Below are 25,370 nucleotides of genomic sequence, written 5' to 3' on the forward strand. Positions count from 1 at the left end.
TACCGAGCAGTGTACGCGAAGCGTTGCCCCACACACGTGTCCCCGGGGCAGCGAAAGATCACACAGTGTGGCGGCAACCGGGGCTGTGTCAGCGCTTCAGCACTCTGCGCACCCATTGATTCCCCGGTTTTACCCCGTTGCGGCTCGATTACTCACCGCGACGGGACCCTGCATGTTGCAGATAGAGACGATTTTATCTCACGTTCACCCGGGCGGCCGGGATTCTTGCCCGGGTCCGTCACGATCGGCCCCATGTGGAGGAACGCGTGGCGCGCTGTCGCATGGGGGCTGGCCCTCGTCTACTGCGCCGCCGTGCTCACCTTCGCGGGACGGCTCTACAGCACGCCCGCGCTCGACAAGAGCGGCCGGGCCGTCGTCGCGGACGCGCTGCCGCGGCTCGCGTTCCTGCGGGACGCGTTGGAGGACGGCGCCGGCGAGGACATGCAGCGGCTCTTCCCCGAGGGCTACTTCTTCAGCTACGCGCTCTACGGGCTCGCCTGGGTGGACGTGGGCATGCGCACACCCGAGCGGCGGGACCGGGCCCGGGCGGAGGCGCAGTGGGCCATGCGGCACCTCGAGTCGGAGCGGGGGAAGGCGCCGTTCGATCCGACGCTCACGCCGCCGTACGGGGTGTTCTACGCCGGGTGGACGCTCTGGCTGCGGGGCGGGCTGGTCAGGCTCGGCGACGCCGCTCAGCTGGATCGGGTGCGGGCCGACTCGGACACGCTGGCACAGGCGTTCTCGGCGAGCGAATCCCCGTTCCTCCAGGCCTATCCGCATCAGAGCTGGCCCTGCGACAGCACGGTGGCGATCGCGGCGCTCGCGCTCGGCGCAGATCTGACGGGTGTGGACCGCGGACCGGTCGTCGCGCGCTGGCTGGCCGCCGCCGACGCGCGTCGCGACCCCGCGACCGGGCTGCTGCCGCACCGCGCCGACCCGGTCACCGGCGCGCCCCTCGACGGGGCGCGGGCCACCTCCCAGGTGATCATCCTGAGGTTTCTCCGGGAGGTCGCCCCCGAGCGGGCCCGCGCGGATTACCGCCATTTCGTCGAACGTCACCGGTCGACCGTCCCGGGCGCCCCGGGCGTCCGGGAGTACCCGCGCGGCGTCGACGGCAGCGGCGACGTGGACTCCGGACCGCTCGTGCTCGGCCTGTCGATGTCCGCCAGTGCGGTGGCCCTCGGCAACGCGAACCTCTACGGCGACCGGCCCACCGCGCGCCGCCTCGCCGGCCTGTCCGAAGCGGTCGGCATGCGCGCGGCGGGCCGCTACCTCGGCGGGGCCGTGCCGGTGGCGGACGCGTTTCTCGTGTGGTCCCACGTGGCGACGGGGTGGCGGCTGCCGGCCGACAGAGCACACGGGACCGGCGGCGGCTGGTGGCGGCTGCCCTGGTCGGCCGTGATCGTCCTGCTGCTCGCCGGGCCGGTCTGGCGGGCGGCCCGGCACGCCTCGGCGAGGCCGACGGGTTGACCGCCGATCCGAGTCAGCGCAGCGGATCCGCCAGGTCGGTGCGGCAGATGCGATCCAGCGCGGCGGGGAGTTCCCCGAGGCGGCCCCGCATCTCGAGCCACTCCCACAGGTCGCGGGGCTCGTCGCCGTGCCCGAAGCGCGCCTTGGCGTGCGGCGGCACCTCCAGCGCGTCGGCCAGTTCGCGCCAACTGTCGCCGAGCTGCCGGCAGAACGCCAGCTTGTCCCGCCCGGTGAGGCGCCGCGCCCGGCCTTCGAGTGCCACCGGCCGCTCCACAGTGGACGGTACCGGCGGAAGGTCCATAGTGGACGGTGTGGCGGGCGGGATCACCGCCGGCGGGACGGGTGGCACCCGCGAGGCGAGCAGCGCGTACAGCACCTCCGCCGACGCCCGCGCCGCGAACGCCCGGAATCGCCCGTCGTCCCGCCCGTCCGCGTGATCGGCCACGCCCTTGGCGACGAGCCACGGCAGCCGATGCTCGTGGGCGACGGTCGCCACGGCGGCGGCCTCCCGGTCCAGTGCCGCGATGCCGCGCTGTCCCATCCCCGCCAGCCACTCCCACACGCCGCCGCGAGCGACCTCCGACGCACCGCTCGCCATCGGCGCCGCCTTCACCGCGAACGGCATCCGCGCCGGCCCGTCGACGTCGTCGTACAGCGCCCGCTCGAGGAAGCCCTTCCCCTTCGCGGTCAGAACGTTGTGGCGCGCGTGCCGCTCGATCAACCCCTGGGCCGCCCACTCGTCCAACCACGCCGGCCACGCCTTCCCCGGGAACCACCGCCGGCGGGCCGGCTCGTCGCGCGGCTCCCGCCCGTCGCGCAGCCGTTCCAGGAACCACAGCAGCGCACCCGCCTGCGTCGCGGCACAGTGGCTCGGCAGGCCCGTGGGGTCGAAGTCCTGCGCCGCCCGGACCCACGCCCGATCCTGCGGCAGGTGCCGGTGATCGGCCTCGAAGCCGGCGGCGCCCACCCGCCCCTCGTCGTAGGCGTAGACGTGTTCGGCCACGACGACGTCCCCGAGCGCGACCTCCCCGGGCCGACCCGAGCACGCGCCCGACATGGCGACGTACGGCGGGCGGAGCCGTTCGATCAGCCGGGCCGCGAGGGCCGCCGCCGCCCGACCGCCGGGGCGCACCGGGCGCGCCAGGGCGATCGACAGGCGCCCCACCTCGCGCACCGAGTAGGGCGCGTCGCTGTCGACGTCGTGCCGCTGCCACGCGCGGCCGCCGACGGCCTGCGCCGCTTCGCACTCGTCCTTCTCCGCTGTCATGATCAGTACGTCGACTCGGGGAGGCATGGATACACGCTGCCACAGCCGGCACACCCGAAGGGTTCAGCGGGTGGCGGTGTGCGCCGCGAGAAAGACCTTCGCGATGGCGGTGGCCACGTCGATCGTCCGGGTCGCCATGACCACCTGCCCGCCGCTCGCCTCCGACATCGCCTTCAGCGTCGCCACATCCGCGTCCGGCCCGTACCCGATGGTGAACACCGGCACCGGCCGCAGGTCCCCCTCCTCGGCCGCCAGCTGGGACAGGAACGTCTCGCGCGGCATCGCGAAGCGCGACCCCTCGTCGGACCCGTCGGTCAGCACCACCACCATCGACACGACGTCCGGCTTCGCCTTCGACTTCATCGTGCGAACGCCGTCGAGCACCGTCTGGTACAGCGGCGTTCCCGCGTTCTCCTGCGGCTTGTAGCCGGCGATCTGCTGGTTGAGCACGGTGCGGCGGTCCGTCTCGCCGAGCTTCTCGTCGAGCGGCCCGAACGGCACGGCCTCCACGTACGGCGCACCCGTCGCCGAGGCGGTGCCGAAGTACCAGAGGCCCAGGCTGGTGTCCTCGCCGAACAGCGGAATGGCGTTCGCGCCGGAGTCGCGCAGCAGGTCGGCCTTCGTGGTCTTGCGCCCGTCGGCCGTGGTGACGGGCGAGTTCATCGAACCGGAGCCGTCCACCAGGATCAGCACCTGGAAGCGCAGCAGCCGGTACTGCGACCACTGGGTGGCCGTCGTGATGACGCGTTCGGGGTCCTCGGGGATGGGCATCGCTCCCACGCCGGGCGGGGCCCCGGGGCGGAAGCCCGCGTCGGCGAGCGCGCGCTGGGCTTCTTCCCCGGACAGCAGCGCACCGAGCCGACCGACGAGATCCTCGCGCCCGGGATCGGCGGTGACCTCCTTCGCCGCCACGAACGGATAGTCGGCGTGCCACGCACCGTCGCCGGGCGCCAGCCCTTCCAGCGCCACCGGCGGCGACTGTTCCCGGTAGGCGGCGAGCGCCTGTTCGGTGGCGGTGAAGACGCCGATGCGTTCGCCGGCGGCGGCCGGATCGATCTCCTGCGCGTACCGGGCGAACAGGTCGGCGGCGAGCCCGGAGCCGGCGAGCCGGTTGCGCAGCGACAGGGCCCGCATCTGGGCGATGCCGGGGTCGGTCGTGGTGCCGGCCATGGCGGTGTGCACGCCCAGAACGGTCAGCAGCCCGGCCGTGTCGCGCAGCGGGTCGGCCACGTTGACCGTCTTGATCTGCTTCTTGTTGACCTTCGTGACGACGTCGGCCCAACCGGTCCTGCGGTCGGGCCACAGCGCGGTGGAGAGGCCGGCCGGCGCGACGACGACCAGCGGCGAGGAGGCGACGACCTGCCGCGGCGCCTCGAAGACGGCCCCGTTGACGGCCGCGAACCGCAGCCAGGCGCTGGAGGAGGGGATCCACACGTCGGGGTGCTCGGTCCGCAGCCCGGCCGCGACCGCCGCGGGTTCCCGGGCGGTGACGTAGACCGGGCCGCAGATCGCGTTGCCCGGGTTGAGCGCGCGGGAGGCCTCCTGCACGACGTTCGCGATCTCGGGTGCGGCCGCCACCCGCAGCAGCGCGGAGGGACAGCCCGCGTCGCCCCGCGTGCCGGTGCCGGCGGCGTTCCACCGCCAGACGATGGTGGTGCCGGCGGCGACGGTGAGGACCGCCGAGAGGGTGAGGATCCAGTAGCCGGTGATCCGCCACGAACGGCGCCGGCGGTGCGAGCGCGGAGGCGGACGCTCCACCGGGAAACCATCCACGAACGCCGCCTTTCACCCGGTCGACGGGGCGAGGAGTCGGGCCGTCCCCCCAGGACGGCCCGACTCGATGACGACGGATCCGAAGGGCGTTCAGTTCACTGGTAGACCCGAACAAAATCGACAAGCATCCGCGACGGGAACGGCGTGGTCGCGTCGACCGGTCCCGGGAAGTCGCCGCCGACCGCCAGATTGAGGATCAGATAGAACTGGTGGTCGAAGACCCACGGCCCCCGGGTGGTCTCCACGGTCTCCTTGTCGGCGGTGAAGACCAGCCGCCCGTCGAGGAAGAACCGCATCCCCCGGCTGTCCCACTCGACGGCCCACAGGTGGAAGTCGGCGGAGAGGTCGGCCCCGTTCGCCGAGTACTTCATGCCGTACCCGCCGCCGCCGTTGTAGGCCGGCGCGTGCAGCGTCGAGTAGCCCTCGGTGGTGTTGCGACCGAGCACCTCCATGATGTCGATCTCGCCGTTGTACGGCCACGGCCGGCCGGTGAGGAAGTCGGCGCCCATCATCCAGAACGCCGGCCACAGCCCGTTGCCCTTGGGCACCTTGACGCGCGCCTCGATCCGGCCGTACTGCACGTGGAACTTGGTGCCGGTGTTCATCCGGTGCGACGTGTACGCGCGGCCGCCCGCGTTCTCCTTACGCGCCTCGATGACCAGCGCACCGTTGCCGTCCATCTGGGCGTTCTGGTTGTCGGTGTAGTACTGCTGCTCGTTGTTCTGTCCGGTGCCCGGGTCGATGGTCCACTTGGCCGGGTCCGGCTTCGAGCCCGCCGGCGTGTCGAACTCGTCGTGCCACACCATCCGCGTCGCCGGGAAGACCGGGTCGGCCGGCCGTGCGGGCGGCGTGGTCGGCGCCCCGCCCGTGCCGTACACCTGGAACTCCCACAGCGAGTACCCGTACCCGTTGGAGCGCGCCGTCCCCAACATCCGCACGTACCGCCCGGACGCGTCGAGCCGCACGGTCTCCTTGAACCCGCGGCCGGTGGTGGTGCGGTAGGCGGTGCTCCAGTTCTGCGCGTCGGCGGAGAGCTGGATCTCGTAGGCCGTCGCGTAGGCCGGGTCCCACTGGAGCACAACCGTGCGGACCCGGGCCGTGGCGCCGAGGTCGACGTAGATCCAGCCGGGGTCGACCCAGCCGTTCGTGGGGCTGGTGGCCCAGCGCGACGCCGGGTCGAGGTCGGTCACCCGGCCGGGCACGCACTGCCAGCAGGCTCCGTCGTCCTCGGACGAGGAGGCGACCGCGGGCTTGTTGTACGAGAGCAGCACGTCGGTCCCGCCGGGCGGCGGCGAGGTGGGCGGCGACGAGGCGGTGCCGCCCACGTTGACGGTGAGACTCCACAGCGAGTAGCCGTACGCGGTGGCCCGCGCCGTCCCGTACACCCGCAGGTAGCGGCCGGTCCCGGTGACGTCGCGGGTCTCGGTGCCACCGGCGCCCGCCGCGGTCGACCAGATCGCGTTCCACGCCTGGCCGTCGTTCGAGACCTCTATCCGGTAGGAACGGGCGAACGCCGCCTCCCACACCAGTACGACCCGGCACACGTTCCGCACGGCTCCGAGGTCGACCTGGATCCACTGCGGATCGGCGAACCCGCTGGCCCAACGCGTGCCGGCGTCCCCGTCGACGGCGGCCGCGGCCGGGGTGGCGGCGTTCTCGACGGAGGAGGCGGTGGCGGGCCGGCCGCGTGCGGCGTCGGTGGCGGTGTCGCACCCGGCCGGCGCGCCGGTCTCGCCGTACACCTCGAACTCCCACAGCGAGTACCCGTACGCCGTGGCCCGGGCCGTCCCGAGCACGCGCACGTAGCGCCCGGTTCCGGCGACGGTCAGCTCGTCGGTGCCGCCGTCGCCGGTGCTCGTGCGGTACGCGGTGCTCCAGTTCTGCGCGTCGGCGGAGAACTGCACCTCGTAGCCGCTCGCGTAGGCGCCCTCCCAGCGCAGCACGACGCGGGTGAGGGTCGCCGCGGCGCCGAGGTCGACCTGGATCCACTGGGGGTCGGCGAACGCGCTCGACCAGCGCGTGGCGTCGGATCCGTCGACGGCGGCCGCGGCGGGGGTGGCGGCGTTCTCGACGGAGGAGGCGATGGCGGGCTTGCCGCGGGACAGCAGTGTCTCGGCGGCGTTTGCGGTACTGGTCCAGACTGCGGCGGTGGTGCCGAACAGCGCGGCTACCGCCACACCGACGACGATCCAGGGTCTTTTCATCGACAAATTCCAATCCTTGGGCGGGGATTGACCGCAGCGTAGGCATGCGGGCACATCGGACTCTTGAGCCCAAAGTCCCGGCCAGAGAGCGTTTTCTGACCCAATGTGCACCGGCCGCCGCACGGACACACCCAGGGCGTCCGTCACGCCGATGCGAAGATCCGCTTTCATAGGGGCCGAACGAGAGAAGGAGCGCACGTGCGATTCGGATTGTTGGGCACCGGCTACTGGGCCACCAGGACTCAGGGCACCGCCCTGGTGGCGCACCCGAACGCGGAGCTGGTCGGCGTCTGGGGACGCGATCCCGCGAAGGCGGAGGCCGCGGCGGCCGGGCTCGGTGCCCGTCCCTACACCGACGTCGACGCGCTGCTCGCCGACGTGGACGCCGTGGCGATCGCGCTACCGCCGGACGTGCAGGCGACGCTGGCCACCCGGGCGGCCGCCGCCGGCAAGCACCTCCTGCTGGACAAGCCGATCGCGCTGGACGTGGCCGCCGCCGACGCGCTCGCGGACGCCGTCGACGCCGCCGGGGTGCGCTCCGTCGTCTTCTTCACCAACCGGTTCGTGCCGTCGGTGACGGCGTTCCTGGACGAACGGGCCGGCGGCGACTGGTACGCCGCCCGGATCACCATGCACGCCTCGATCTTCCGGCCGGGCAGCCCGTACGCGGAGTCCGCCTGGCGGCGGGAGCACGGCGGGCTGTGGGACGTCGGCCCGCACGCGCTGTCGGTGGTGGTGCCGCTGCTCGGCGACGTGGTCGAGGTGACCGCCGTCGAGGGACCGCGCGACACCACGCACGTCATCGCCACCCACGCGGGCGGGGCGGCGAGTGCGCTCTCCCTGACGATCAACGCCGCCCCGAGCGCCCTCTCCTTCGAGTGGGTCTTCTTCGGCGAGAACGGCGTCGCCGAGCTGCCGTTGGCGGACGCGACGCCGGTGGAGGCGTTCGGGCGGGCCGTCGACGCGCTCATCGGCGAGGGTGCGCACCCGTGCGACGTCCACTTCGGACGGTCGGTGGTGCGGGTGCTCGCCGCCGCGGAGACGGCCCGCCGCGAACGACGTTCCGTCGAGGTTTAGTCGGAGAACGGCGACTGGGGACGGGGCAGCAACTCCCCGTCCACCAGGAGATCGACCTTCTCGTTGTAGAAGCTCGCGAGGCCGGCGATCTTCTGGCTCTCGGCGAACGGCGACCGGTAGCACCACACGAAGTCCTCGAACCGCTGCCCGTCGCGCACCAGGTGCCAGTAGGAGGCCCACCCCTTGTAGGGGCACAGGCTGGTGGTCTCCGACGGGACGAGCAACTCCTGCCGCAGGTCCGGGATCGGGATGTAGAACCGCGCCGGCAGGCCGGTCTCGTAGAGCACGGTCGGCCGGTGCGTGTTGGCCAGCGTGACGCCGTCGAGGAGCACCCGCACATGCCGCGAACTGCGCAGGATGTCGACCCGCTTGTACGGGTCGCGCGGGTGGCCGTAGATCGGCTCGTCCTCTTCCAGCCACTCGTCGAGGGCGTCCCACCGGAAGCGCACGTATCCCGCGAGGGGACCCTCCGTGTGCCGGACGGCGGCCTCCGCGATGCGGCGCCCCGCGGCGATCAGCTCCCCCTCGGGCGAGAGCGGCAGCCGGAGGTCGGCCTCGGCGACGTAGTACGCCGGGTAGTACTGGATCTCCCAAACGAGCAACGGCCGGGTGGTGTCGAACACCAATTCCCCGGCCGCAAAGCCTCGTACCCGCTTGGGGCCCACCTCGTGCCGCAACGCCTCCGTCGTCATCGGCACACGGTATCGGTGGTTATGCCGCGTGCTCCACAGGCGCGTCGCCGGCGATCAGGTTGTCGCCCAGGACGACCGCCGCCGCGTTGACCAGTTGACCCAGCCGGTCGACCTCGCTCGCGTGGAACGGCGGCGGGATCGCGCCGTCCGCCGCGGCCGTGCGACCGGGTCCGTCCGGACCGCCGCGCGCGGCGATCATCACGAGGCCGTCGCGCTGGAACGGGACGGCCACGTAGTGGGTGCCGTCAGGGGCTGTCACGGCCCGCGGGCGCAGTGGCGCCACATCGGGAAGAGCCGGCGCCAGGGGGGCGCCCCAACTCGCGTACCGCACCGTCAACGGTACGCTCGCCGGGGCACCCGCCCAGGCCGGATCGACGACGCTGACCGCGGCCCAGTCCGCCGCAACCAAGCCGGGAACGCCGTCGACGAGGGTCGCCAGGCCTCGTCCTGGGTCGGCCGCCACCTGACCCAGGAGTGCCACATCCCGGCCGATCGGAGCGGGTAGTTCGGTGCACCGCCACACCCCCACCACGCGTACACCCGGAACCGCTCCGAGCCCGACCAGGATCCTGCCGACCAGCGCCGAGGCGGGCCAGACGACCGTGAAGTCGTCGACCGCGCGCCCCTGAGCCCGCTCCAACACGACCACCGACACGATGTCGGCGCCAACGACGCCGAGCGTGCGGGCGGTCTGTCCGAGCGAACCCGGCCGGTCCGGCAGTTCGACCCTCAACCGCAACAACATGCGAGAAGAGTGCCGCCCGCTCATTTCCATGACGTTGCGCCACCGTGTCCGCGACGAAATAAGCCGTCCCGGAGTCTCTTGACACCGGTCGCGCACACAAATGCACTGATCGTGATAACTGCGCCGGCGGAAGGTACCCCCATGGACTTCGCGTACGACCCGACGACCGAGGAGCTGCGCGCCCGGCTCCTGGCGTTCATGGACGAGCACATCTACCCGGCCGAACCGGTCTTCGCGCGCCAGCTCGCCGAGGCGACCGACCCGTGGGCCCGCCCGCCGGTGATGGAGGAACTGAAGAGCGCCGCCCGCGCCGCCGGCCTGTGGAACCTGTTCCTGCCGAACAAGCTGCACGGTGCCGGGCTGACCAATCTCCAGTACGCTCCGCTGTCGGAGATCACCGGCTGGAGCGCCGCGCTGGCCCCCGAGGCGCTCAACTGCGCCGCGCCGGACACCGGCAACATGGAGCTGCTCAGCGAGTTCGGCACACCGGAGCAGCAGGAACGCTGGCTCAAGCCGATGCTGGACGGCGCGGTGAAGTCGGCGTTCTGCATGACCGAGCCGGACGTCGCCTCCTCGGACGCCACGAACATCGCCACCCGCATCGAACGCGACGGCGACAACTACGTGATCAACGGCCGCAAGTGGTGGTCGTCCGGTGCGCTGAACCCGGCCTGCGGGCTGTTCATCGTCATGGGCAAGACCGATCCGCAGGGCCCGCGCCACAAGCAGCAGAGCATGATCTGTGTGCCCCGCGACGCGGCCGGCATCGACGTGCGGCGCGGCATGACGGTCTTCGGCAACACCGACGGTTCGCACGGCGGCCACGCCGAGATCGTCTTCGACAACGTGCGGGTCCCCGCGGAGAACCTGCTCGGCGGCGAGGGCGAGGGCTTCGCGATCGCGCAGGCGCGGCTCGGCGCCGGCCGGATCCACCACTGCATGCGCCTCATCGGCAAGGCCGAACGCGCCCTGAAGCTGATGTGCGAGCGGGTGCTCCACCGGTCCGCGTTCGGGAAGCCGCTGGCCGAACAGGGCGTGATCCAGGACTGGATCGCCGAGTCCCGGGTGCGCATCGAGCAGGCCCGGCTGCTGGTGCACAAGGCGGCGTGGCTGATGGACACGGTGGGCAACAAGGGCGCGCACGCGGAGATCCAGGCCATCAAGATCGCCGTTCCGGCGATGGCCGAGTGGGTCCTCGACAGGGCGATCCAGGCCCACGGCGCCGCAGGCGTCAGCCAGGACACCCCGCTGGCGATGATGTGGGTCAGCGCGCGGACCATCCGGCTGGCCGACGGCCCGGACGAGGTCCACAAGGCGAGCCTGGCCCGCAAGGAACTGAAGAAGTACCGCTGATCGCCGCCGCGCGGCCGCGCTCAGGCGGTCGCGCGGCGGACCAGCTCGGTCTCGAGCAGGATGTCGTCGGTGGGTTCTCCGGCGATCATCGCGATCAGGAGCCTGGCCATCTCGCGACCCATGCGGTCGACCGACTGGTGGACCGTGGTCAGCGGCGGGTCGGTCTGGCCGCTCGCGGCGGAGTTCTCGAAGCCGACTATCGCCACGTCGTCCGGCACGCGGCGACCCGCCTCCTTCAACGCCCGCAGCGCACCGATCGCCATCGCGTCACTGGCCGCGAAGACCGCGTCCAGGTCGGGTGCGCGGGCGAGCAGTTCGCGGGTGGCCGCCGCGCCGCTCGCCTCCCGGAAGTCGCCGAACCCGACCAGGTCGGCCGGCAGTTCGGCGGCCTCCAGCGCGGCCCGGTAGCCGGCCACACGGGCGAGCCCCACACCCATGTCCTGGGTACCGGCCACGTGCGCGATCCTGCGCCGGCCCGCCGACAGCAGGTATTCGACCGCCGCCCGGGCCCCGCCCTCGTTGTCCATGTCGACGAAGCGCACCGGGCCGGGGGTGGCCGCCGGCCGGCCGCGCATCATGTTCACGGTCCGGCCGCCGAGCACCGTCGGGAGGCCGCGGCCGGCCAGCATCGCCGGCAGCGGGTCGTCGTCGTGCAGCGACAGCAGCATCACGCCGTCGACGTGCTGCGTGGTCAGGTGGTGCTCGACCCGCTGGCGCCCCTCCGGCGACTGCGCCATCGCCAGCCACAGCTGCAACGGCGTGCGCATCAGCTCGGCGCTGATGCCCCGGATGATGCCGGCGAAGAACGGCTCGCCGAAGAGGCGTTCCTCCGACTCGGAGACGACCAGCGCCACCGAGTCGGTACGCTGGGTGACAAGTGCCCGGGCGGCGCGGTTGGGCACGTAGCCCAGCTCGTCGATCGCCCGCCGGACCGCCTCGCGCGCCTGCGGGCTGACCTGCGGAGATCCGTTAACCACCCGGGACACCGTGCCCCGGCCCACGCCGGCGCGCGCCGCCACCTCGTCGAGGGTCGGACGGCCGGCGGACCGGGGTCGTGTGGAGGTCATTCCGTCATTCTGCGGGTAGGCCGCCGCTGCGGATGACGTCGGCATACCAACCGGCGCTCCGCTTCGGGATCCGACGCTGCCCGTCCTCATAGTCGACATAGATCATTCCGAATCTCCTGGTGTAGCCCCAGGCCCACTCGAAATTGTCCATCAACGACCACGCGAAGTAACCCCGCAACGGCGCACCGGCCTCGACGGCCTCGACGCACGCCCGCAGGTGCGCGTCGAGATAGGCCACCCGGTCGGCGTCGTCGACCGCGCCGTCGGCGAGCTTGTCGTCGAACGCGGCGCCGTTCTCGGTGATGTACAGCGGCACCGACGGGTACTCCCGGGCGACCCGGGTCAGCACCTCGACCAGGCCCGGGGCGTCGATCTCCCAGTTCATGGCGGTCTTCGGCACGCCGCGTTCGACGAAGCGGACGTTGCCGCTGCCCGGCCAGGCGCCCGGCTTGCGCCAGTACGGCTCGACCGGTCCGGCGCCGCTGACGACGTGCCGGCTGTAGTAGTTGATCCCGAGGAACGGCAGCGGCTGGGAGATCAGCGCGAGGTCGCCGTCCTGCACGAAGCCGAAGTCGGTGATCTCCCGCAGGTCCTCCTTGACGTCCTCCGGGTAGCTGCCCTTGAGGACCGGGTCGAGGAAGAGCCGGTTGGCCAGGCCGTCGATGCGGCGGGCCGCGTCCGCGTCCGCCGCCGAGCTCGTCTCGGGCGAGACCGCGTAGAGGTTCAGCGTGATCCCGGTCGTCGCGCCCCTCTCCTGGAACGCCTGCACGGCCAGCCCGTGCCCCAGGAGCAGGTGGTGCGTGGCGGCGATCCCGTCGGCCGGCTCCTGCCGCCCCGGCGCGTGGTCGCCCGAGGAGTAGCCGAGCAGCGCCGAGCACCACGGCTCGTTCAGGGTCGACCAGCGGCTGACCCGGTCACCGAGCGCGTCGTGCAGCAGCACCGCGTAGTCCCGGAACCGCTGCGCGGTGTCGCGCACCGGCCAGCCGCCGGCGTCCTCGAGCTCCTGCGGCAGGTCCCAGTGGTACATGGTCAGCCACGGCTCGATCCCCCGCTCGAGCAGGCCGTCGACCAGCCGCTTGTAGAAGTCGAGCCCCTGGGCGTTGGGTCCGCCCCGCCCGCCCGGCTGCACCCGCGACCACGACACCGAGAACCGGTAGGCGGCGAGGCCCAGGTCGCCCATGAGCGCCAGGTCCTCGTCGAGCCGGTGGTAGTGGTCGCAGGCCACGTCGCCGGTGTGCCCTTCGCGCACCTTCCCCGGCGTCTTGCTGAACGTGTCCCAGATGGAGGGGGTGCGGCCGTCGACAGCCGCGGCCCCCTCGATCTGGTACGCGGCGGTGGCCGCCCCGAGCAGGAAGCCGGGCGGGAACTGGACGGGACTCACGCTTTGACCGAGCCTTCCATGATGCCGCCGATGATCTGGCGGCCGAACACGACGAACACGAGGAGCAACGGCACCAGGGCCATCGCCGTTCCCGTGAAGATCATGACGTAGTCAGTGGTGTAATACCCAGTGGCCAGCAGTTTCAACGACACCTGCACGGTCGGCGTGTCGTCGTTGAGCACGAGGTAGGGCCAGAGGAACTCGTTCCAGGTCTCCATGAACGTCAGCAGGCCCAGCACCGCGGCCGCGGGGCGGAGTGCCGGCAGCACGATGTTCCAGTAGATCCGGAACGTCGAGCAGCCGTCGACGCGCGCCGCCTCGATCAACTCGTCGCTGATCGCGGACATCGCGTACTGCCGCATCATGAACACGCCGAACCCCTTGACGAGGAACGGCACGATCACCGCCTGGAGCGTGTACAGCCAGCCCAGCTTCTGCATCAGGATGTACAGCGGGATGATCCCGAGCTGGGTCGGCACCATCATGGTCACGATGATGAACAGCAGCGCCGCGTTCGCGCCCCTGAACCGTAGCTTCGCGAACGCGAACCCGGCCAGCGTGGAGAAGAAGACCACCGACAGGGTGACCACGGTGGAGACGAAGATCGAGTTCGTGAGGCCGATGAGGAAGCCGGCCTCCTCGTTCTCCAGCAGCCGGGTGACGTTGGCGATGAAGTTGCCGCCGGGCAGGAACGGCGGCGGGATCTTGTAGACGTCCTCGTTCGACCGGGTCGAGATGATGAACGACCACACGATCGGGAACGCGGAGAGCACCACGGCGCCGATCAGGCACACGTAGGTGAGCGGGCTTGCCTCCCAGAGCCGCCCGGAGGCGGAACGCCGCTTCTTGCCGGAGGGCGCCACCGCCTGCCGGTGCGACGGGGGACGGGTGGTCACCGCGGTCATGTCGTGGACCCCTTCACCGATCGGCGCACCATCGCGAAGTTGATGCCCGCGAACAGCATGATCAAGATGAACAGCGTCCAGGACATCGCGGCCCCGTAGCCGTACCGCGTGCCCAGCTCGAACGTCTGCTGGTAGATGTACATCGAGATGGTCTGGAACTCACCCAGCGAGCCACCGTTGAGCTGCCCGTAGTTGAACATCAGCGGCTCGGTGAACAGCTGCATCCCGCCGATGGTCGAGATGATCACCGTGAACAGGATCGTCGGCTGGATGAGCGGCACCGTGATCCGCCAGAACTGCCGGGTCGGCGAGGCGCCGTCGATCGAGGCCGACTCGTAGAGGTCCTTCGGGATGGCCTGCATCGCGGCCAGGTAGATCAGGGCGTTGTAGCCGATCCAGCGCCAGTTGACCATGGTGCTGATGGCGAGCCACGAGGACCAGCGGTGCTGTCGCCAGGAGACGGGGTCGATGCCGATCAGGTCGAGTCCCCAGTTCGCCAACCCGAACCGGTCGGCGAAGATGAAGCCGAAGACGATGCCGACCGCCGCGACCGAGGTGATGTTCGGCAGCAGGATGCCCATGCGCAGGGCGGTCCGGAACTTCATCTTCTTGTTGAGCCAGCTCGCGAGCAGGAGCGCGAGCAGGAGCTGCGGGATGGTGCCGACGAGGAACAGCCCGAACGTGACGAACATGGCGTTCCAGAACTTCTCGTCGCCGAACAACTCCGTGTAGTTGTCCAGTCCGACGAAGCCCTTGTCCCCGCCGACCAGCGTCCACTTACGCGTGGAGACGTAGCCGGTGTAGATCAGCGGGAAGAGGCCGAATGCCCCGAAGAGGATGAAGAAGGGGGCGATGTAGAGGTACGGCGAGTACTTCATGTCCAGCTTGGTGAGCTTGAACTTGCTTCCTCGCCCGGTGCTGATGCCAGCCGTCGTCATGTACGGGCTCCTTCAGGGGTACGCGGTGCCCGCGCCAGGTTCGACGCGGGCACCGCCTCAAGTCCGGATCAGCCGGCGGCGAGCTTCTTGCCGTCCTCGACGGCCTTGGCCCACGCGGCGGCGGAGGTGGACTTGCCCGATTCGGCAGCCTGCATCTGGGGCTCGAAGACCTTCTCCCAGAGGTTCTGGTGCTGCGGGCCCAGGTGGATCGGCTTGAGCGCCTTGGCGCTGGCACCGAAGATCTGGCCGGTCGGCGCGTTGTTCATGTACTCGTTCTTCGAGTCCTTGAACGCCGGGTCGTCCAGGGCGGCCACGTTGCTCGGCATGGCGCCGGCGGCCTTGTACGCCTCCAGGCCACCCTCCTTGCCCGTGATCCACTTCAGCGCCTCGAAGGCCTGCTTCTTCTTCTTGCTCTGCTCCGGGATCGCCAGGTACGAGCCACCCCAGTTACCGCTGCCACCGGGGATCGTGGCGACGTCCCACTGGCCCTTGGCCTCGGCACCGGCGCGGCCGGAGATGACACCGGTCATCCACGCGGGGCACGGCAGGGTCGCGAAGCTGGCCTTCTTGAACGCGGCGTCCCAGTCCGGGTTCCACCGCACGAGCTTGGCGGTCAGGCCCTTGTCGGACAGCCCGAGACCGAAGTCCCACGCCTGCTTGACGATCGGGTTGGAGTCCCCGATGAACTTGTTGTCCTTGCTGTAGAACCAGGTGTCGGACTTCTGCATGATGTACGGCTGCATCACCGACGTGGCCGAGTCGATCCAGGCGGCACCGGTGTTCTTCGCCTTGAACTCCTCGCCCTTGGCGGCCCACTGCGCCCAGTCGCTCCACAGGGCGCTGACCTTGTCGCGCTCGGTCGGGAAGCCGGCCTTCTGGAAGAGGTCCTTGCGGTAGCACATCGCGAGGCCACCGATGTCGGTGCCGAGGCCGACGAGCTTCTTCTTGTCGGCGGTCTGGCCACCCTCCCACTTGTAGGGGAGGAAGGTGTCCTTCAGGTCCTTGCCGCCGAGGTCGAAGAGGTTCGCGAAGCCCTTCGGCTCAAGCAGGAACTTCTGGAGGTTGCCCTCTTCGAGCATCACGATGTCGCCGGCACCCTGGCCGGTGGCGATCCACTGCGTGAGCTTGGGGTCGAAGTCCTTCAGCTCGCCCATGTTCTGGGCGTCGATCTTGATGTCGGTGTGCGTGCTGTTGAACTTTTCAGCCGCCTCTTTCAAACCGGGCGTGCCGAAGTACTGGAGCGTGACCGTGACGGTCCCGCCTTCGCCCGAGTCCGAGTCGTCCGACTTGCTGCACGCCGTGGAACTCAGGGCGAGTCCGGCGACGAGCGCGGCCGCCGCGTACGTACGCAGCCGGCGCGAGGTGACGCTCATCCTGACCCCTCTCTCAAAGGTCTAGATGTGTGTGCGGTGGGGATGTGGGTCATGCCATGTGAGGTGTGATCAAGCGCATTCCGGAAGGCCCCCGGGAGCGCTCCCATGAAGAGTGGTGGCTGACCCCGCCCCTGTCAACGGGCCATTGGGAGCGTTCCCATTTTGTTACGGCCGTGCTAACGGAATTTCCCTAGCGGATTACGTCGGGTGATCTGGCCGCGTCAGGTCATCCGGCGCAGGAGCGTGCTGATCCGGGCCGCGTCGACGTCGTCCGGGTTGTAGAGCGCGATGAAGTCGCGCAGTCCCCCGCGGTCCGGCAGCGCCGGGTCCGCGATCAGTTCCAGCATCTGGGAGAACGCCACGAGCCCTCCGATGTCCTCCGGCGGCGGCGCCCCCACGGCGTCCACACACGCCGGATAGCGCTCGTCCGGCCGGGCCGGCACCACGGCGTCCACGACGACCTCGTGCTCCCACCAGTCGTCGAAGTCGTACACGTAGGAGAAGCGGTCGCCGGCCTTGGCCACCGCGTCCAGCCGCACGTCGATCTCGTCCTCGTGTTCGGCCAGCGGGTCCGGCACCCCGTACTGCCGCGCGTCGATCTCGAAGCAGTGCAGGTGGTGCCCGTACCAGCCGAACGCCAGTTGGATCGCCCGGCTCACCCGGTCGAGCGTGTACCCACCGGGAACCAGCACCTTCCGCCGCACGGTCGGGTCGGTGCCCACCAGCGTCACGGTCAGTTCGTAGATCCGGCGCGACATGCGTCCTCACCCAGGGGTCGGTCGAGTTTGACCGCGAGGTCGGTCCCAGTGCAGGCTAGCCGGGTGTTTTGCCCGGCGTGCCGCGATCCCCATCTGCCGGGCGCGTCGTGCTGACGGCGCTCGACTCCCTGGACGACGCCGCGCTCGCCGACCTGTACACCGTCGACCGGGACGCCCCCTGGCTCCGGGTCAACTTCGTGACCAGCCTCGACGGCGCGTCCGCGGCGGCCGACGGGCTCTCCGGCGGACTCTCCGACCCTCGGGACAAGCGGGTCTTCGGGATCCTGCGGATGCTCTGCGACGGCCTGCTCGTCGGCGCCGGCACGCTCCGCCGGGAGGGCTACCGCGCACTCCGCCTGGACGAGCCCCGGCGCCGCTGGCGAACGGCGCGTGGGCTTCCCGCGTTCCCCCGGCTGATCGTCGTCTCGGGGTCCCTGGACCTCGACCCGGCGCAGGCGGCGCTGGCCGACGCCCCCGTCCGACCGATCATCCTGACCTGCGAGACGGCGCCCGCGCACCGGCGCGACGCCCTCGCCCCCGTCGCTGACGTCCTGGTCTACGGCGAACGCGAGGTGGACCTGCCGGGCGCGCTGGACGTGCTGCGGCGCACCGGCCTGCCGCAGCTCCTCAGCGAGGGCGGGCCGCAACTGCTCGGCGCGCTCACCGCCGCCGACCTGGTCGACGAACTCTGCCTCACCCTGGCGCCGCTGCTCGTCGGCCCCGGCCCCGGCCGGATCACCGCCGGCGCGCCGGTGCGGGCGGCACGGCGAATGCGCCTCGCGCACACGATCCGCGCGGACGACCTCCTCATCCTCCGCTACACGCGCGACGGTGCGTAACCGCGCATTGCGCGACGGGTCACGGAATGTGCCGGTCCCGGGCCGCTCCCGTGTGGCGACGGGCTTTTTGTCAGTGGGGTGATGCAGGATGCGTAGAACGTACGTGCGATCTTGCCGGAGGCCAGCGTGACGGACCAGACGGTCGGGCGGGTGCTCGGCACCAGTGACGCGACGCCGCTGCAGTTCTGGGTGGCCGTGGCTCCGGGCGCCTACCTGCAGCTCGACGACGTCGTGGTGACCGGCCGCGAGCTGCCCGACGGCTCCACCGTCACCATCGCCGGCGTGGTGACCGCCGTGCGGGCGCGGCACGAGGGGGCGATGTTCGACTCCGACGTGTTCGCGATCGCCGACGGGGCGCTGCCCGCGCAGATCCAGGAGGCGGCCGAGGTCACCACCACCCGGGTCGACCCCGAGGTGTACGTGCCGCCGTCGCCGGGCGCGGTGGTGCGCCGGGCCACCGGGGACGCCCGCGCCGGTGCGCTCTACTTCGACCGGATGGACCGGCGGGTGCCGATGGGCTTCGGGCGCGACGGCGAGCCGGTCTACCTCAATGCCGACTTCCTCGACGGCAGCCGGGGCGCGCACGTGTCGATCTCCGGCATCTCCGGGGTGGCGACCAAGACCAGCTTCGCGACGTTCCTGCTCTACTCGATGCTGCGCTCGGGTGTGCTGGGCGGCGCCGGCGAGGCGGCCAACACGCGCGCCCTGATCTTCAACGTCAAGGGCGAGGACCTGCTCTTCCTCGACCATCCCAACACCCGCCTCGACGAGCGGACCGTGGCGGCCTACGGCAAGCTCGGGCTGCCCGCGGGGGCGTTCCGGGACGTGCGGGTGTACGCGCCGCCGCGTGCGGGCGACAGCTCCGGCACGCCGGACGTGGGCAGCCGGCAGACCGGCATCGACCCGTTCTACTGGACGCTCGCGGAGTTCTGTAAGGACTCGCTGCTGCCGTTCGTGTTCGCCGACGCCGACGACGAGCGGCAGCAGTACACGATGGTCGTGCACGCCGTCACGGCGCACCTGGTCAAGGTAGCGGTGCCCGCCGAGGGCGGGATCTCCGTCGAGGGGCGGCGGATCAACGGCTACGCCGACCTCGTGGACTTCATCGTCGACCAGCTCTCCGACGAGGAGACCCGGCACGCGTGGACCGGGTCGGCGGTCGGGCTCGGCACGGTCAACGCGTTCGCCCGCCGGCTGATCTCCAGCAAGCGGGACCTGGCCCGGCTGATCCGCGGCGACCTGGCGCAGCGCCGGCCGCACTCGATCAACACCGCCGAGAGCGCCCAGCTGACCGTGGTCGACCTGCACAACCTGCCCGACCGCGCGCAACGGTTCGTGGTCGGCGTGACGCTCAAGCGGGAGTTCGAGCGCAAGGAGAAGACCGGCTCGGCCAACCCGAAGCTGTTCGTGGTGCTCGACGAGCTCAACAAGTACGCCCCGCGCGAGGGTGCCTCCCCCATCAAGGACGTGCTGCTCGACATCGCCGAGCGGGGGCGTTCGTTGGGTGTCATCCTCATCGGCTGCCAGCAGACCGCCAGCGAGGTCGAACGCCGCATCGTCACCAACAGCGCCGTGAAGGTGGTCGGGCGGCTCGACCCCGCCGAGGCCTCCCGCACGGAGTACGGCTTCCTGCCGCCGGCGCAGCGGCAGCGGGCGCTGATCGCCAAGCCGGGCACGATGTTCGTGTCGCAGCCGGACATCCCGGTGCCGCTGTGCATCGAGTTCCCGTTCCCGGGGTGGGCCACGCGGCCGGCCGAGGCGGGCACGCCACCGGACTCCGCGCTGCGTTCCGTGGTGCAGAAGACCGATCCGTTCGCCGTCGTGGGTGCCGCGGTCGGTGGCATCTCCGACGACGAGATCCCGTTCTGAGGTCGCTGTGAAGATCCTCCACACGTCCGACTGGCACGTCGGCAAGGTACTCAAGGGCCGGCCCCGGCTGGACGAGCAGATTCAGGTGTTGGCGCAGGTCGTCGAGGTGGCCCGGGACGAGCGACCCGACCTGATCATCGTGGCCGGCGACCTGTACGACACCGCCGCGCCGACGGCCGACGCCACGCGGGTCGTCACCCGGGCGCTCTCCGCGCTGCGGCGCACCGGTGCGGAGCTGGTCGCGATCGGGGGCAACCACGACAACGGGCCGGCGCTCGACGCGCTGCGCCCGTGGGCCGAGTCGGCGGGGATCACGCTGCGCGGCGCGGTTCGCGAGTCGGTCAAGGAACACGTGATCACCGGCACCACGGCCGGCGGCGAGGAGTGGCGCATGATCGCGTTGCCGTTCCTGTCGCAGCGGTACGCCGTGCGGGCCGTGGAGATGTTCAAGCTGACCGACGCCGAGGCCACCCAGACGTATGCCGACCATGTGGCGCGGCTGCTGTCGGTGCTGGCCGCGGAGGCGTTCGCGGACGACACGATCAATCTCGTCACCACGCACCTGACCGTCGTCGGCGGCGCGATGGGCGGCGGCGAACGCGACGCGCACACCATCCTCGGCTACGCCGTCCCGGCGACGGTTTTCCCGGGCAACGCGCACTACGTGGCGCTCGGGCACCTGCACCGGGCGCAGACCGTTCCGGGGCCGTGCCCGGTGCGCTACAGCGGCAGCCCGCTCGCCATCGACTTCGGCGAGGCGGAGAACACGCCGTCGGTGTCCGTCGTGGACGTCAGCGCCGACAGGACGGCCAAGGTGCGCGACGTGCCGATCACGGCGGCCACACCGCTGAAGACGGTGTTCGGGACGCTGGAGCAGCTGGCCGCGCTCGACGCCGGGGAGGCGTGGCTGCGGGTGTTCGTCCGCGAGGCGCCGCGTGCCGGGCTGCGCGAAGAGGTGCAGGAGATGCTGCCGCGCGCGCTCGAGGTGCGCATCGACCCGATGATGCTGCCGGAGGCGGCCGCCACGCGGCCGTCGGCGCGGGCCGCGGGGCGTTCGGCGGGCGAGCTGTTCACCGAGTACCTGGCCGGTAAGGGGCACGACGACCCGGCGACCCGGGACCTGTTCCACCGCCTGCACGGGGAGGTCTCCTAGCCATGCGTCCGCTGCGGCTCGACCTGGCCGGTTTCACGGTGTTCCGGGAGCCGACGACCGTCGACTTCACCGACACCGACTTCTTCGCGCTGGTCGGCCCGACCGGTTCGGGCAAGTCGACGGTGCTCGACGCGATCTGCTTCGCCCTCTACGGGACCGTGCCGCGCTGGGGCGACCGGCGGGCCATCGCCAACGCGCTGGCGCCCTCGACGGCGGAGGCGCGGGTGCGGCTGGCGTTCGAGTCGGGCGGGGTGCGCTACATCCTGACCCGGGTCGTGCGGCGGGACACGCGGGGCGCGGTCTCCACCAAGCAGGCCGGGCTGGAGGCGCTGCCGGCCGGGTTCGACCTGTCCCGGCTGGACGCCGGGCTGTCCACAGAGGACCTCGGCGCCGTGCTGGCGGGCACGCCGTCCGAAGTGGACGAAGCCGTGGCCGACGTGGTGGGGCTGCCGTACGAGCAGTTCACCAAGTGCGTGGTGCTGCCGCAGGGCGAGTTCGCGGCGTTCCTGCACGCCAAGCCCGCCGAGCGGCAGAAGATCCTGGTCAACCTGCTCGGCCTGGAGGTCTACGGCCGCATCCGCGAACGCGCCAACGCGCTCGCCGGCGAGGCGGAGGCGCAGCTCAAGGCGACCGACACCCATCTCGCGTCCTATGTGGACGCCACGCCGGAGGCGCGGGAGCAGGCCGCCGGTCGGGTCGACGCGGCGCGCGCGCTCGCCGCCGAGGTCGACGCGGCCCGGCCGGCCCTGGCGGAGGCGCAGCGCACGGCGGGTGCCGCCGTGGAGGCGTTGACGGCGTTGGACGCCGAGCTGGCCCGCCTCGCCCGCGTGCGGCGTCCGTCCGATGTGGACACTCTCGCGGCGGCCGCCGTGGCGGCACGGCTGGCGACCGCGCAGTCCGGCGCGGTGCTGACCGAGGCGGAGGAACGCGAGGAGAAGCTCCGCGCCGAGCTGGCCGACGGCGGCGACCCGACCGCCCTGCGCCGCCTGCTCGACGCGCACCGGCTGCGGGCCTCGCTGCGGGCCGAGGCCGAGTCGCTGGCCGCCGTGCTCGACGGGGCGCAGCGCGAGCACGACGCCGCCGCGAAGGCGGTCGAGCGGGCGCGGGCCGAGGCGACCGCCGCCACCGCCGACCTGGAGGCGGCGCGCGAGGCCTACCAGGCGGCGCTCGCGCTGGACCGCGCCGCGGAGCTGCGGCCGCACCTGGTCGAGGGCGAGCCGTGCCCGGTCTGCACGCAGCCGGTGACCACCCTGCCGCCGGCGGCGGAGTCGGCGGCCGCGGCAGCGGCCAAGCAGGCGGGTGTCGTGGCGCGCAAGAAGTCCGACGCCGCCGCGCAGCGGCTCGCCGAGCGGGACAGCGCCCTGCGCGCGTTCGACCGCAACGTCGCCGCCGCGCGCGCGAAGGCCGACGACGTGGCCGTTCGGCTCTCCACTGTGGAGGGTCAGCTGGACGGGGCGCCCGCGCCGGAGGCGATCGAACGCACCCTGTCCACCCTGGACAGGCTGCGGCAGCAGTGCGAGAAGGCCGGCACGGAGGTGCGCAAGGCGCGGGAGGCCGCCCGTGCGGCGCAGCGGCGGGCGGAGTCGGCCGAGCACGCCGTCCGGGACGCGTGGCGGGCGTTCGACGCGGCGCGCGACGCGGTGGCGCCGTTCGGGCCGCCGCCGGCCGACCGGGACGACCTGTCGGTGGCGTGGACCGCCCTGGCGGCGTGGGCGTCGGCGGAAGCGGACAGCCGGCGCGGTGCGCGGGCCGCCCGGCAGGCCGAGGTGCACGCCGGCGAGGCGGCCGTCGTGGCGGCGCGGGACCGGCTGCGGGCGCTGTTCCAGGTCGCCGGCATGCCCGGCCCGTCCGAGCGCGGCGCCGGACCCACGGGGGACGACCTCGGTGGGGACGCCTTCGCGCGGGCCGCCGCCGTGGCCGTCGAGCGCGCCGACGCCGCGCACCGCCGCATCACCGAACGCCTCGCCGAGGCCGCCGACCTGCGGGAGCGCCGGGCCGGCTACGAGCGGGACGCCCAGGTGGCCAAGACCCTCGCCGGTCACCTGCGCGCCGACCGGTTCGAGCGGTGGCTGCTGTCGGAGGCGCTCGACGCGCTCGTCGAGGGGGCCAGCGGCATCCTGCGCGAACTCTCCGGCGGGCAGTACGACCTGGGCCACGATAAGGGCGAGTTCTTCGTCGTCGACCACCACGACGCGGGGCTGCGGCGGGCGGTGCGCACGCTGAGCGGCGGCGAGACGTTCCAGGCGTCGCTGGCGCTGGCACTGGCGCTGTCCGAGCAGCTCGCCGGCATGTCCACCGGCACCGCGAGCCTGGAGTCGATCGTGCTGGACGAGGGGTTCGGGACGCTGGACGCCGCCACGCTGGACACCGTCGCGGCGACGCTGGAAAACCTGGCGGCCAAGGGCGATCGGATGGTGGGCGTCGTGACGCACGTGGGCGCGCTGGCCGAACGGATCCCGGTCCGCTTCGAGGTCTCCCGCGACACCCGCACCGCCCGCGTGGAAAGGGTCAGCCTTTGAGCGCGTGGCGGGGCGGGGCGGCGCCGCCTGGACCGAGGAGCCCAGGGAGCGCAGCGACCGGAGCGACGAGGGAAGGCGGCGACACGAGCGCCGCCCCGACGCCTGCGCGGGAAGCATCATGAGGCTCTTCGTGGAGGCGTGGGATCCCGGGTTCGGCGCGGGTGTCGAGTCGTCGGAGTTCGTCAACGGCAACGGCTCCAGCGCCGAGATCGACACCGAGGTCGAACGCCCCGCCGAGGCGTGGGAGCCGCTGAGCCCCGCGCCCGACGTGCGCGCGCCCGACGTGGTGCTGATGGTCGACGGCGTGCGCCGGCGCGACGCCCGCGTCTGGGTCGGCGACGAGACCGACGTTCAGCCCGGCCTCGCGGCCTCCTACGCCGCCGGGGTGGTCCGCTGCGACCTGCGGCGCGGGGCCGCCGAGGTGGTGACGGCACGGGTCGAACGCGGCGTCTTCACGTCGTTCCCGGATGCGACCGAGCTGCTCACCGGCGCGGCGCGGTACACGGTGCACCAGACGAAGAACGGCGACCAGCGGGTGCTCGACAACGCCCTGCAGGCCCGGCTCGCGGCCCTGGAGGCGGCGGTGTGCGCGGAGAGCCGCGACGAGTCCACCGCCGACGAGTTGATCGTCGCCGACGGGCTGCTCGGCTCGCGGGCCAACGCCTCGCGGATGCTGGGCTACATCAAGAGCCAGGAGCAGCCGTACCTGCCGGCGGCGTTGACCCCGGTGATGACCGCGCTGCGGGCCGGGCAGCGCACGCCGGTGTTCCGGCTCGGCACGCGGTTCCGGCACTACACCTGGTACCTGCGGCTGCCCGGCCCGAAGGGCGCGCCCTGGGGCAACCTGGTGCGGGTGGAGTGTTCGACCGAGCTGCCGCCGGTGGCCGCCGTGGCGCTGGCCGACCTGTCGGCGGTGACGCTCCCCCGGTTCGCCGCGACGTCGTACAAGGATCCCCGCGCGCCGCAGAACCTCATGCCGATCGCCGGCCTCGAACGCCGCCTGCGCGCGATGCTCGGTGACGGCCGCCTGCTGCACCGCGCCCTCACCAGGACCGCCAACCAGGTACCGGTATGACGGGTGTCGGTGTGACGCGCACGCTGGCCGTCCCGGACAGGTACGACCTCGCGCGCACGATCAGGCGGCTCGCGGTCATCCAGGGCGATCCGACCGTCCACGCGGATCCTCAGGAGGCGTGGTGGGCGACCAGGACTCCGGACGGGCCGGGGAGCCTGTGCTTACGACGTTCCCCCGGAGGACTGACGGCGACGGGGTACGGACCGGGGGGCGGGTGGCTGCTGGAGCGCGCGGACGCCGTCGCCGGTCTGCGGGACGACGTCAGCGGCTTCGCGCCCGAGCACAGTGTGGTCAGGGACCTGTGGCGGGCGTACCGGGGCTGGCGCTTCCCGGCCTCCGGCCGCGTCTTCCACCACCTGATCCCGTCGATTCTCGGGCAGAAGGTCACCGGGAAAGAAGCCCATCACGGGTACGTGCGGATGCTGCGCCACTTCGCCGAGCCGGTCCCCGGCCCGGCCCCCGCGCGGATGCGCCTGACCCCGGATCCGGCCGCCGTGGCGGCGACGCCCTACTGGGCCTTCCACCCGTGGGGCATCGAACGCAAGCGCGCGGACACGATCCGGCGGGCCGCCGTGGTGGCCGGGACGCTGGAGACCTCGACCGACGCCGCCGAGGCGACCCGCCGGCTGGTGTCGCTGCCCGGGATCGGGGTGTGGACGGCGGCCGAGGTGGTGCGGGCGGCGTTCGGCGACGGGGACGCCGTGAGCGTCGGCGACTACCACATCAAGAACACCGTGTCGTGGGCGCTGGCCGGTGAGGCGCGCGGCACGGACGAGCGGATGCTGGAGCTGCTGGAGCCGTTCCGGGGGCATCGCGGGCGGGTGTGCGTGCTGCTGGAGATCGGCGGGATCGGGGCACCGCGGTTCGGGCCGCGGATGCCGATCCGCTCGTTCGCCCGCTTCTAGCTTGATC

At 71.9% G+C, this 25,370-nt stretch carries 20 protein-coding genes; 9 read left to right on the plus strand and 11 right to left on the minus strand.

Translation table 11 applies throughout. The annotated features are described in order from the left end of the window. Positions 1-252: 252 nt before the first annotated feature. Positions 253-1,470 (plus strand): hypothetical protein, encoded by a 1,218-nt coding sequence (locus tag Val02_RS19210; protein ID WP_203900495.1) that lies wholly within the window; start codon positions 253-255, stop codon positions 1,468-1,470. Between the two features lie 13 nt (positions 1,471-1,483). Here the strand turns inward: Val02_RS19210 and Val02_RS19215 are convergent, their stop codons facing one another. From Val02_RS19215 to Val02_RS19225, 3 genes are all read right to left on the minus strand, one after another. Next, positions 1,484-2,764, minus strand: a complete 1,281-nt coding sequence (locus Val02_RS19215) for a phosphorylase family protein (protein WP_203900496.1) — start codon at positions 2,762-2,764, stop codon at positions 1,484-1,486. Between the two features lie 36 nt (positions 2,765-2,800). Further along, positions 2,801-4,495, minus strand: a complete 1,695-nt coding sequence (locus tag Val02_RS19220) for a substrate-binding domain-containing protein (RefSeq protein WP_203900497.1) — start codon at positions 4,493-4,495, stop codon at positions 2,801-2,803. 110 nt (positions 4,496-4,605) lie between these two features. Then, entirely contained in the window at positions 4,606-6,714 is a 2,109-nt protein-coding gene (locus Val02_RS19225; RefSeq protein ID WP_203900498.1) for a discoidin domain-containing protein, read from the minus strand. 198 nt (positions 6,715-6,912) lie between these two features. On the opposite strand from Val02_RS19225, the gene Val02_RS19230 reads away from it, so the two are divergent. Next, on the plus strand, positions 6,913-7,791 hold the full coding sequence (locus Val02_RS19230) for a Gfo/Idh/MocA family protein (RefSeq protein ID WP_203900499.1): 879 nt from the start codon (positions 6,913-6,915) through the stop codon (positions 7,789-7,791). On the opposite strand, the gene Val02_RS19235 is transcribed toward Val02_RS19230, so the two are convergent. Further along, positions 7,788-8,483: a DUF427 domain-containing protein gene (locus tag Val02_RS19235; RefSeq protein ID WP_203900500.1), complete on the minus strand. Its 696-nt coding sequence runs from the start codon at positions 8,481-8,483 to the stop codon at positions 7,788-7,790. The genes Val02_RS19230 and Val02_RS19235 overlap by 4 nt on opposite strands. 19 nt (positions 8,484-8,502) lie before the next feature. After that, complete coding sequence (locus tag Val02_RS19240; protein ID WP_203900501.1) at positions 8,503-9,228, minus strand: ACT domain-containing protein; 726 nt, start codon at positions 9,226-9,228, stop codon at positions 8,503-8,505. A gap of 141 nt (positions 9,229-9,369) precedes the next feature. Here Val02_RS19240 and Val02_RS19245 point away from each other — a divergent pair, with 141 nt between their 5' ends. After that, the gene (locus tag Val02_RS19245) at positions 9,370-10,581 is read left to right on the plus strand and encodes an acyl-CoA dehydrogenase family protein (RefSeq protein WP_203900502.1); all 1,212 of its coding nucleotides are present in this window, start codon (positions 9,370-9,372) and stop codon (positions 10,579-10,581) included. A gap of 20 nt (positions 10,582-10,601) precedes the next feature. On the opposite strand, the gene Val02_RS19250 is transcribed toward Val02_RS19245, so the two are convergent. The 6 genes from Val02_RS19250 to Val02_RS19275 form a co-directional block, all read right to left on the minus strand. After that, a complete protein-coding gene (locus Val02_RS19250; RefSeq protein ID WP_203900503.1) occupies positions 10,602-11,648 on the minus strand; it encodes a LacI family DNA-binding transcriptional regulator in 1,047 nt (348 codons plus the stop codon). Between the two features lie 4 nt (positions 11,649-11,652). After that, complete coding sequence (locus tag Val02_RS19255; protein WP_203900504.1) at positions 11,653-13,029, minus strand: GH1 family beta-glucosidase; 1,377 nt, start codon at positions 13,027-13,029, stop codon at positions 11,653-11,655. Continuing rightward, positions 13,026-13,934 carry a carbohydrate ABC transporter permease gene (locus tag Val02_RS19260; protein WP_203900505.1) on the minus strand — a complete coding sequence of 303 codons (909 nt, stop codon included), beginning with the start codon at positions 13,932-13,934 and terminating at the stop codon, positions 13,026-13,028. Before Val02_RS19260 ends, Val02_RS19255 begins: the two co-directional genes overlap by 4 nt. Beyond that, positions 13,931-14,872, minus strand: a complete 942-nt coding sequence (locus Val02_RS19265) for a carbohydrate ABC transporter permease (RefSeq protein WP_203900506.1) — start codon at positions 14,870-14,872, stop codon at positions 13,931-13,933. The genes Val02_RS19260 and Val02_RS19265 overlap by 4 nt, the downstream gene beginning before the upstream one ends. 68 nt (positions 14,873-14,940) lie before the next feature. After that, a complete protein-coding gene (locus Val02_RS19270; protein WP_239153179.1) occupies positions 14,941-16,245 on the minus strand; it encodes an ABC transporter substrate-binding protein in 1,305 nt (434 codons plus the stop codon). 221 nt (positions 16,246-16,466) lie between these two features. Beyond that, complete coding sequence (locus Val02_RS19275; protein WP_203900507.1) at positions 16,467-17,003, minus strand: plasmid pRiA4b ORF-3 family protein; 537 nt, start codon at positions 17,001-17,003, stop codon at positions 16,467-16,469. 77 nt (positions 17,004-17,080) lie between these two features. Between Val02_RS19275 and Val02_RS19280 the strand changes: the two genes are divergently transcribed. The 6 genes from Val02_RS19280 to Val02_RS19305 all read left to right on the plus strand — a co-directional run bounded on the left by Val02_RS19280 (position 17,081) and on the right by Val02_RS19305 (position 25,363). Continuing rightward, positions 17,081-17,842 carry a pyrimidine reductase family protein gene (locus Val02_RS19280; RefSeq protein ID WP_203900508.1) on the plus strand — a complete coding sequence of 254 codons (762 nt, stop codon included), beginning with the start codon at positions 17,081-17,083 and terminating at the stop codon, positions 17,840-17,842. 126 nt (positions 17,843-17,968) lie between these two features. Beyond that, complete coding sequence (locus Val02_RS19285) at positions 17,969-19,711, plus strand: ATP-binding protein (protein ID WP_373317915.1); 1,743 nt, start codon at positions 17,969-17,971, stop codon at positions 19,709-19,711. 7 nt (positions 19,712-19,718) lie between these two features. Beyond that, complete coding sequence (locus Val02_RS19290; protein WP_203900509.1) at positions 19,719-20,864, plus strand: metallophosphoesterase family protein; 1,146 nt, start codon at positions 19,719-19,721, stop codon at positions 20,862-20,864. A 2-nt stretch (positions 20,865-20,866) separates the two neighbouring features. Further along, entirely contained in the window at positions 20,867-23,383 is a 2,517-nt protein-coding gene (locus Val02_RS19295) for an AAA family ATPase (RefSeq protein WP_203900510.1), read from the plus strand. Positions 23,384-23,498: 115 nt separating this feature from the next. Next, positions 23,499-24,458 (plus strand): hypothetical protein, encoded by a 960-nt coding sequence (locus tag Val02_RS19300; RefSeq protein ID WP_203900650.1) that lies wholly within the window; start codon positions 23,499-23,501, stop codon positions 24,456-24,458. Then, positions 24,455-25,363 carry a DNA-3-methyladenine glycosylase family protein gene (locus tag Val02_RS19305; RefSeq protein ID WP_203900511.1) on the plus strand — a complete coding sequence of 303 codons (909 nt, stop codon included), beginning with the start codon at positions 24,455-24,457 and terminating at the stop codon, positions 25,361-25,363. Before Val02_RS19300 ends, Val02_RS19305 begins: the two co-directional genes overlap by 4 nt. The last annotated feature ends 7 nt before the right edge of the window (positions 25,364-25,370 follow it).

It is taken from the genome of Virgisporangium aliadipatigenens, assembly GCF_016863615.1.
In the GTDB taxonomy this organism is placed as follows: Bacteria; Actinomycetota; Actinomycetes; order Mycobacteriales; family Micromonosporaceae; genus Virgisporangium; species Virgisporangium aliadipatigenens.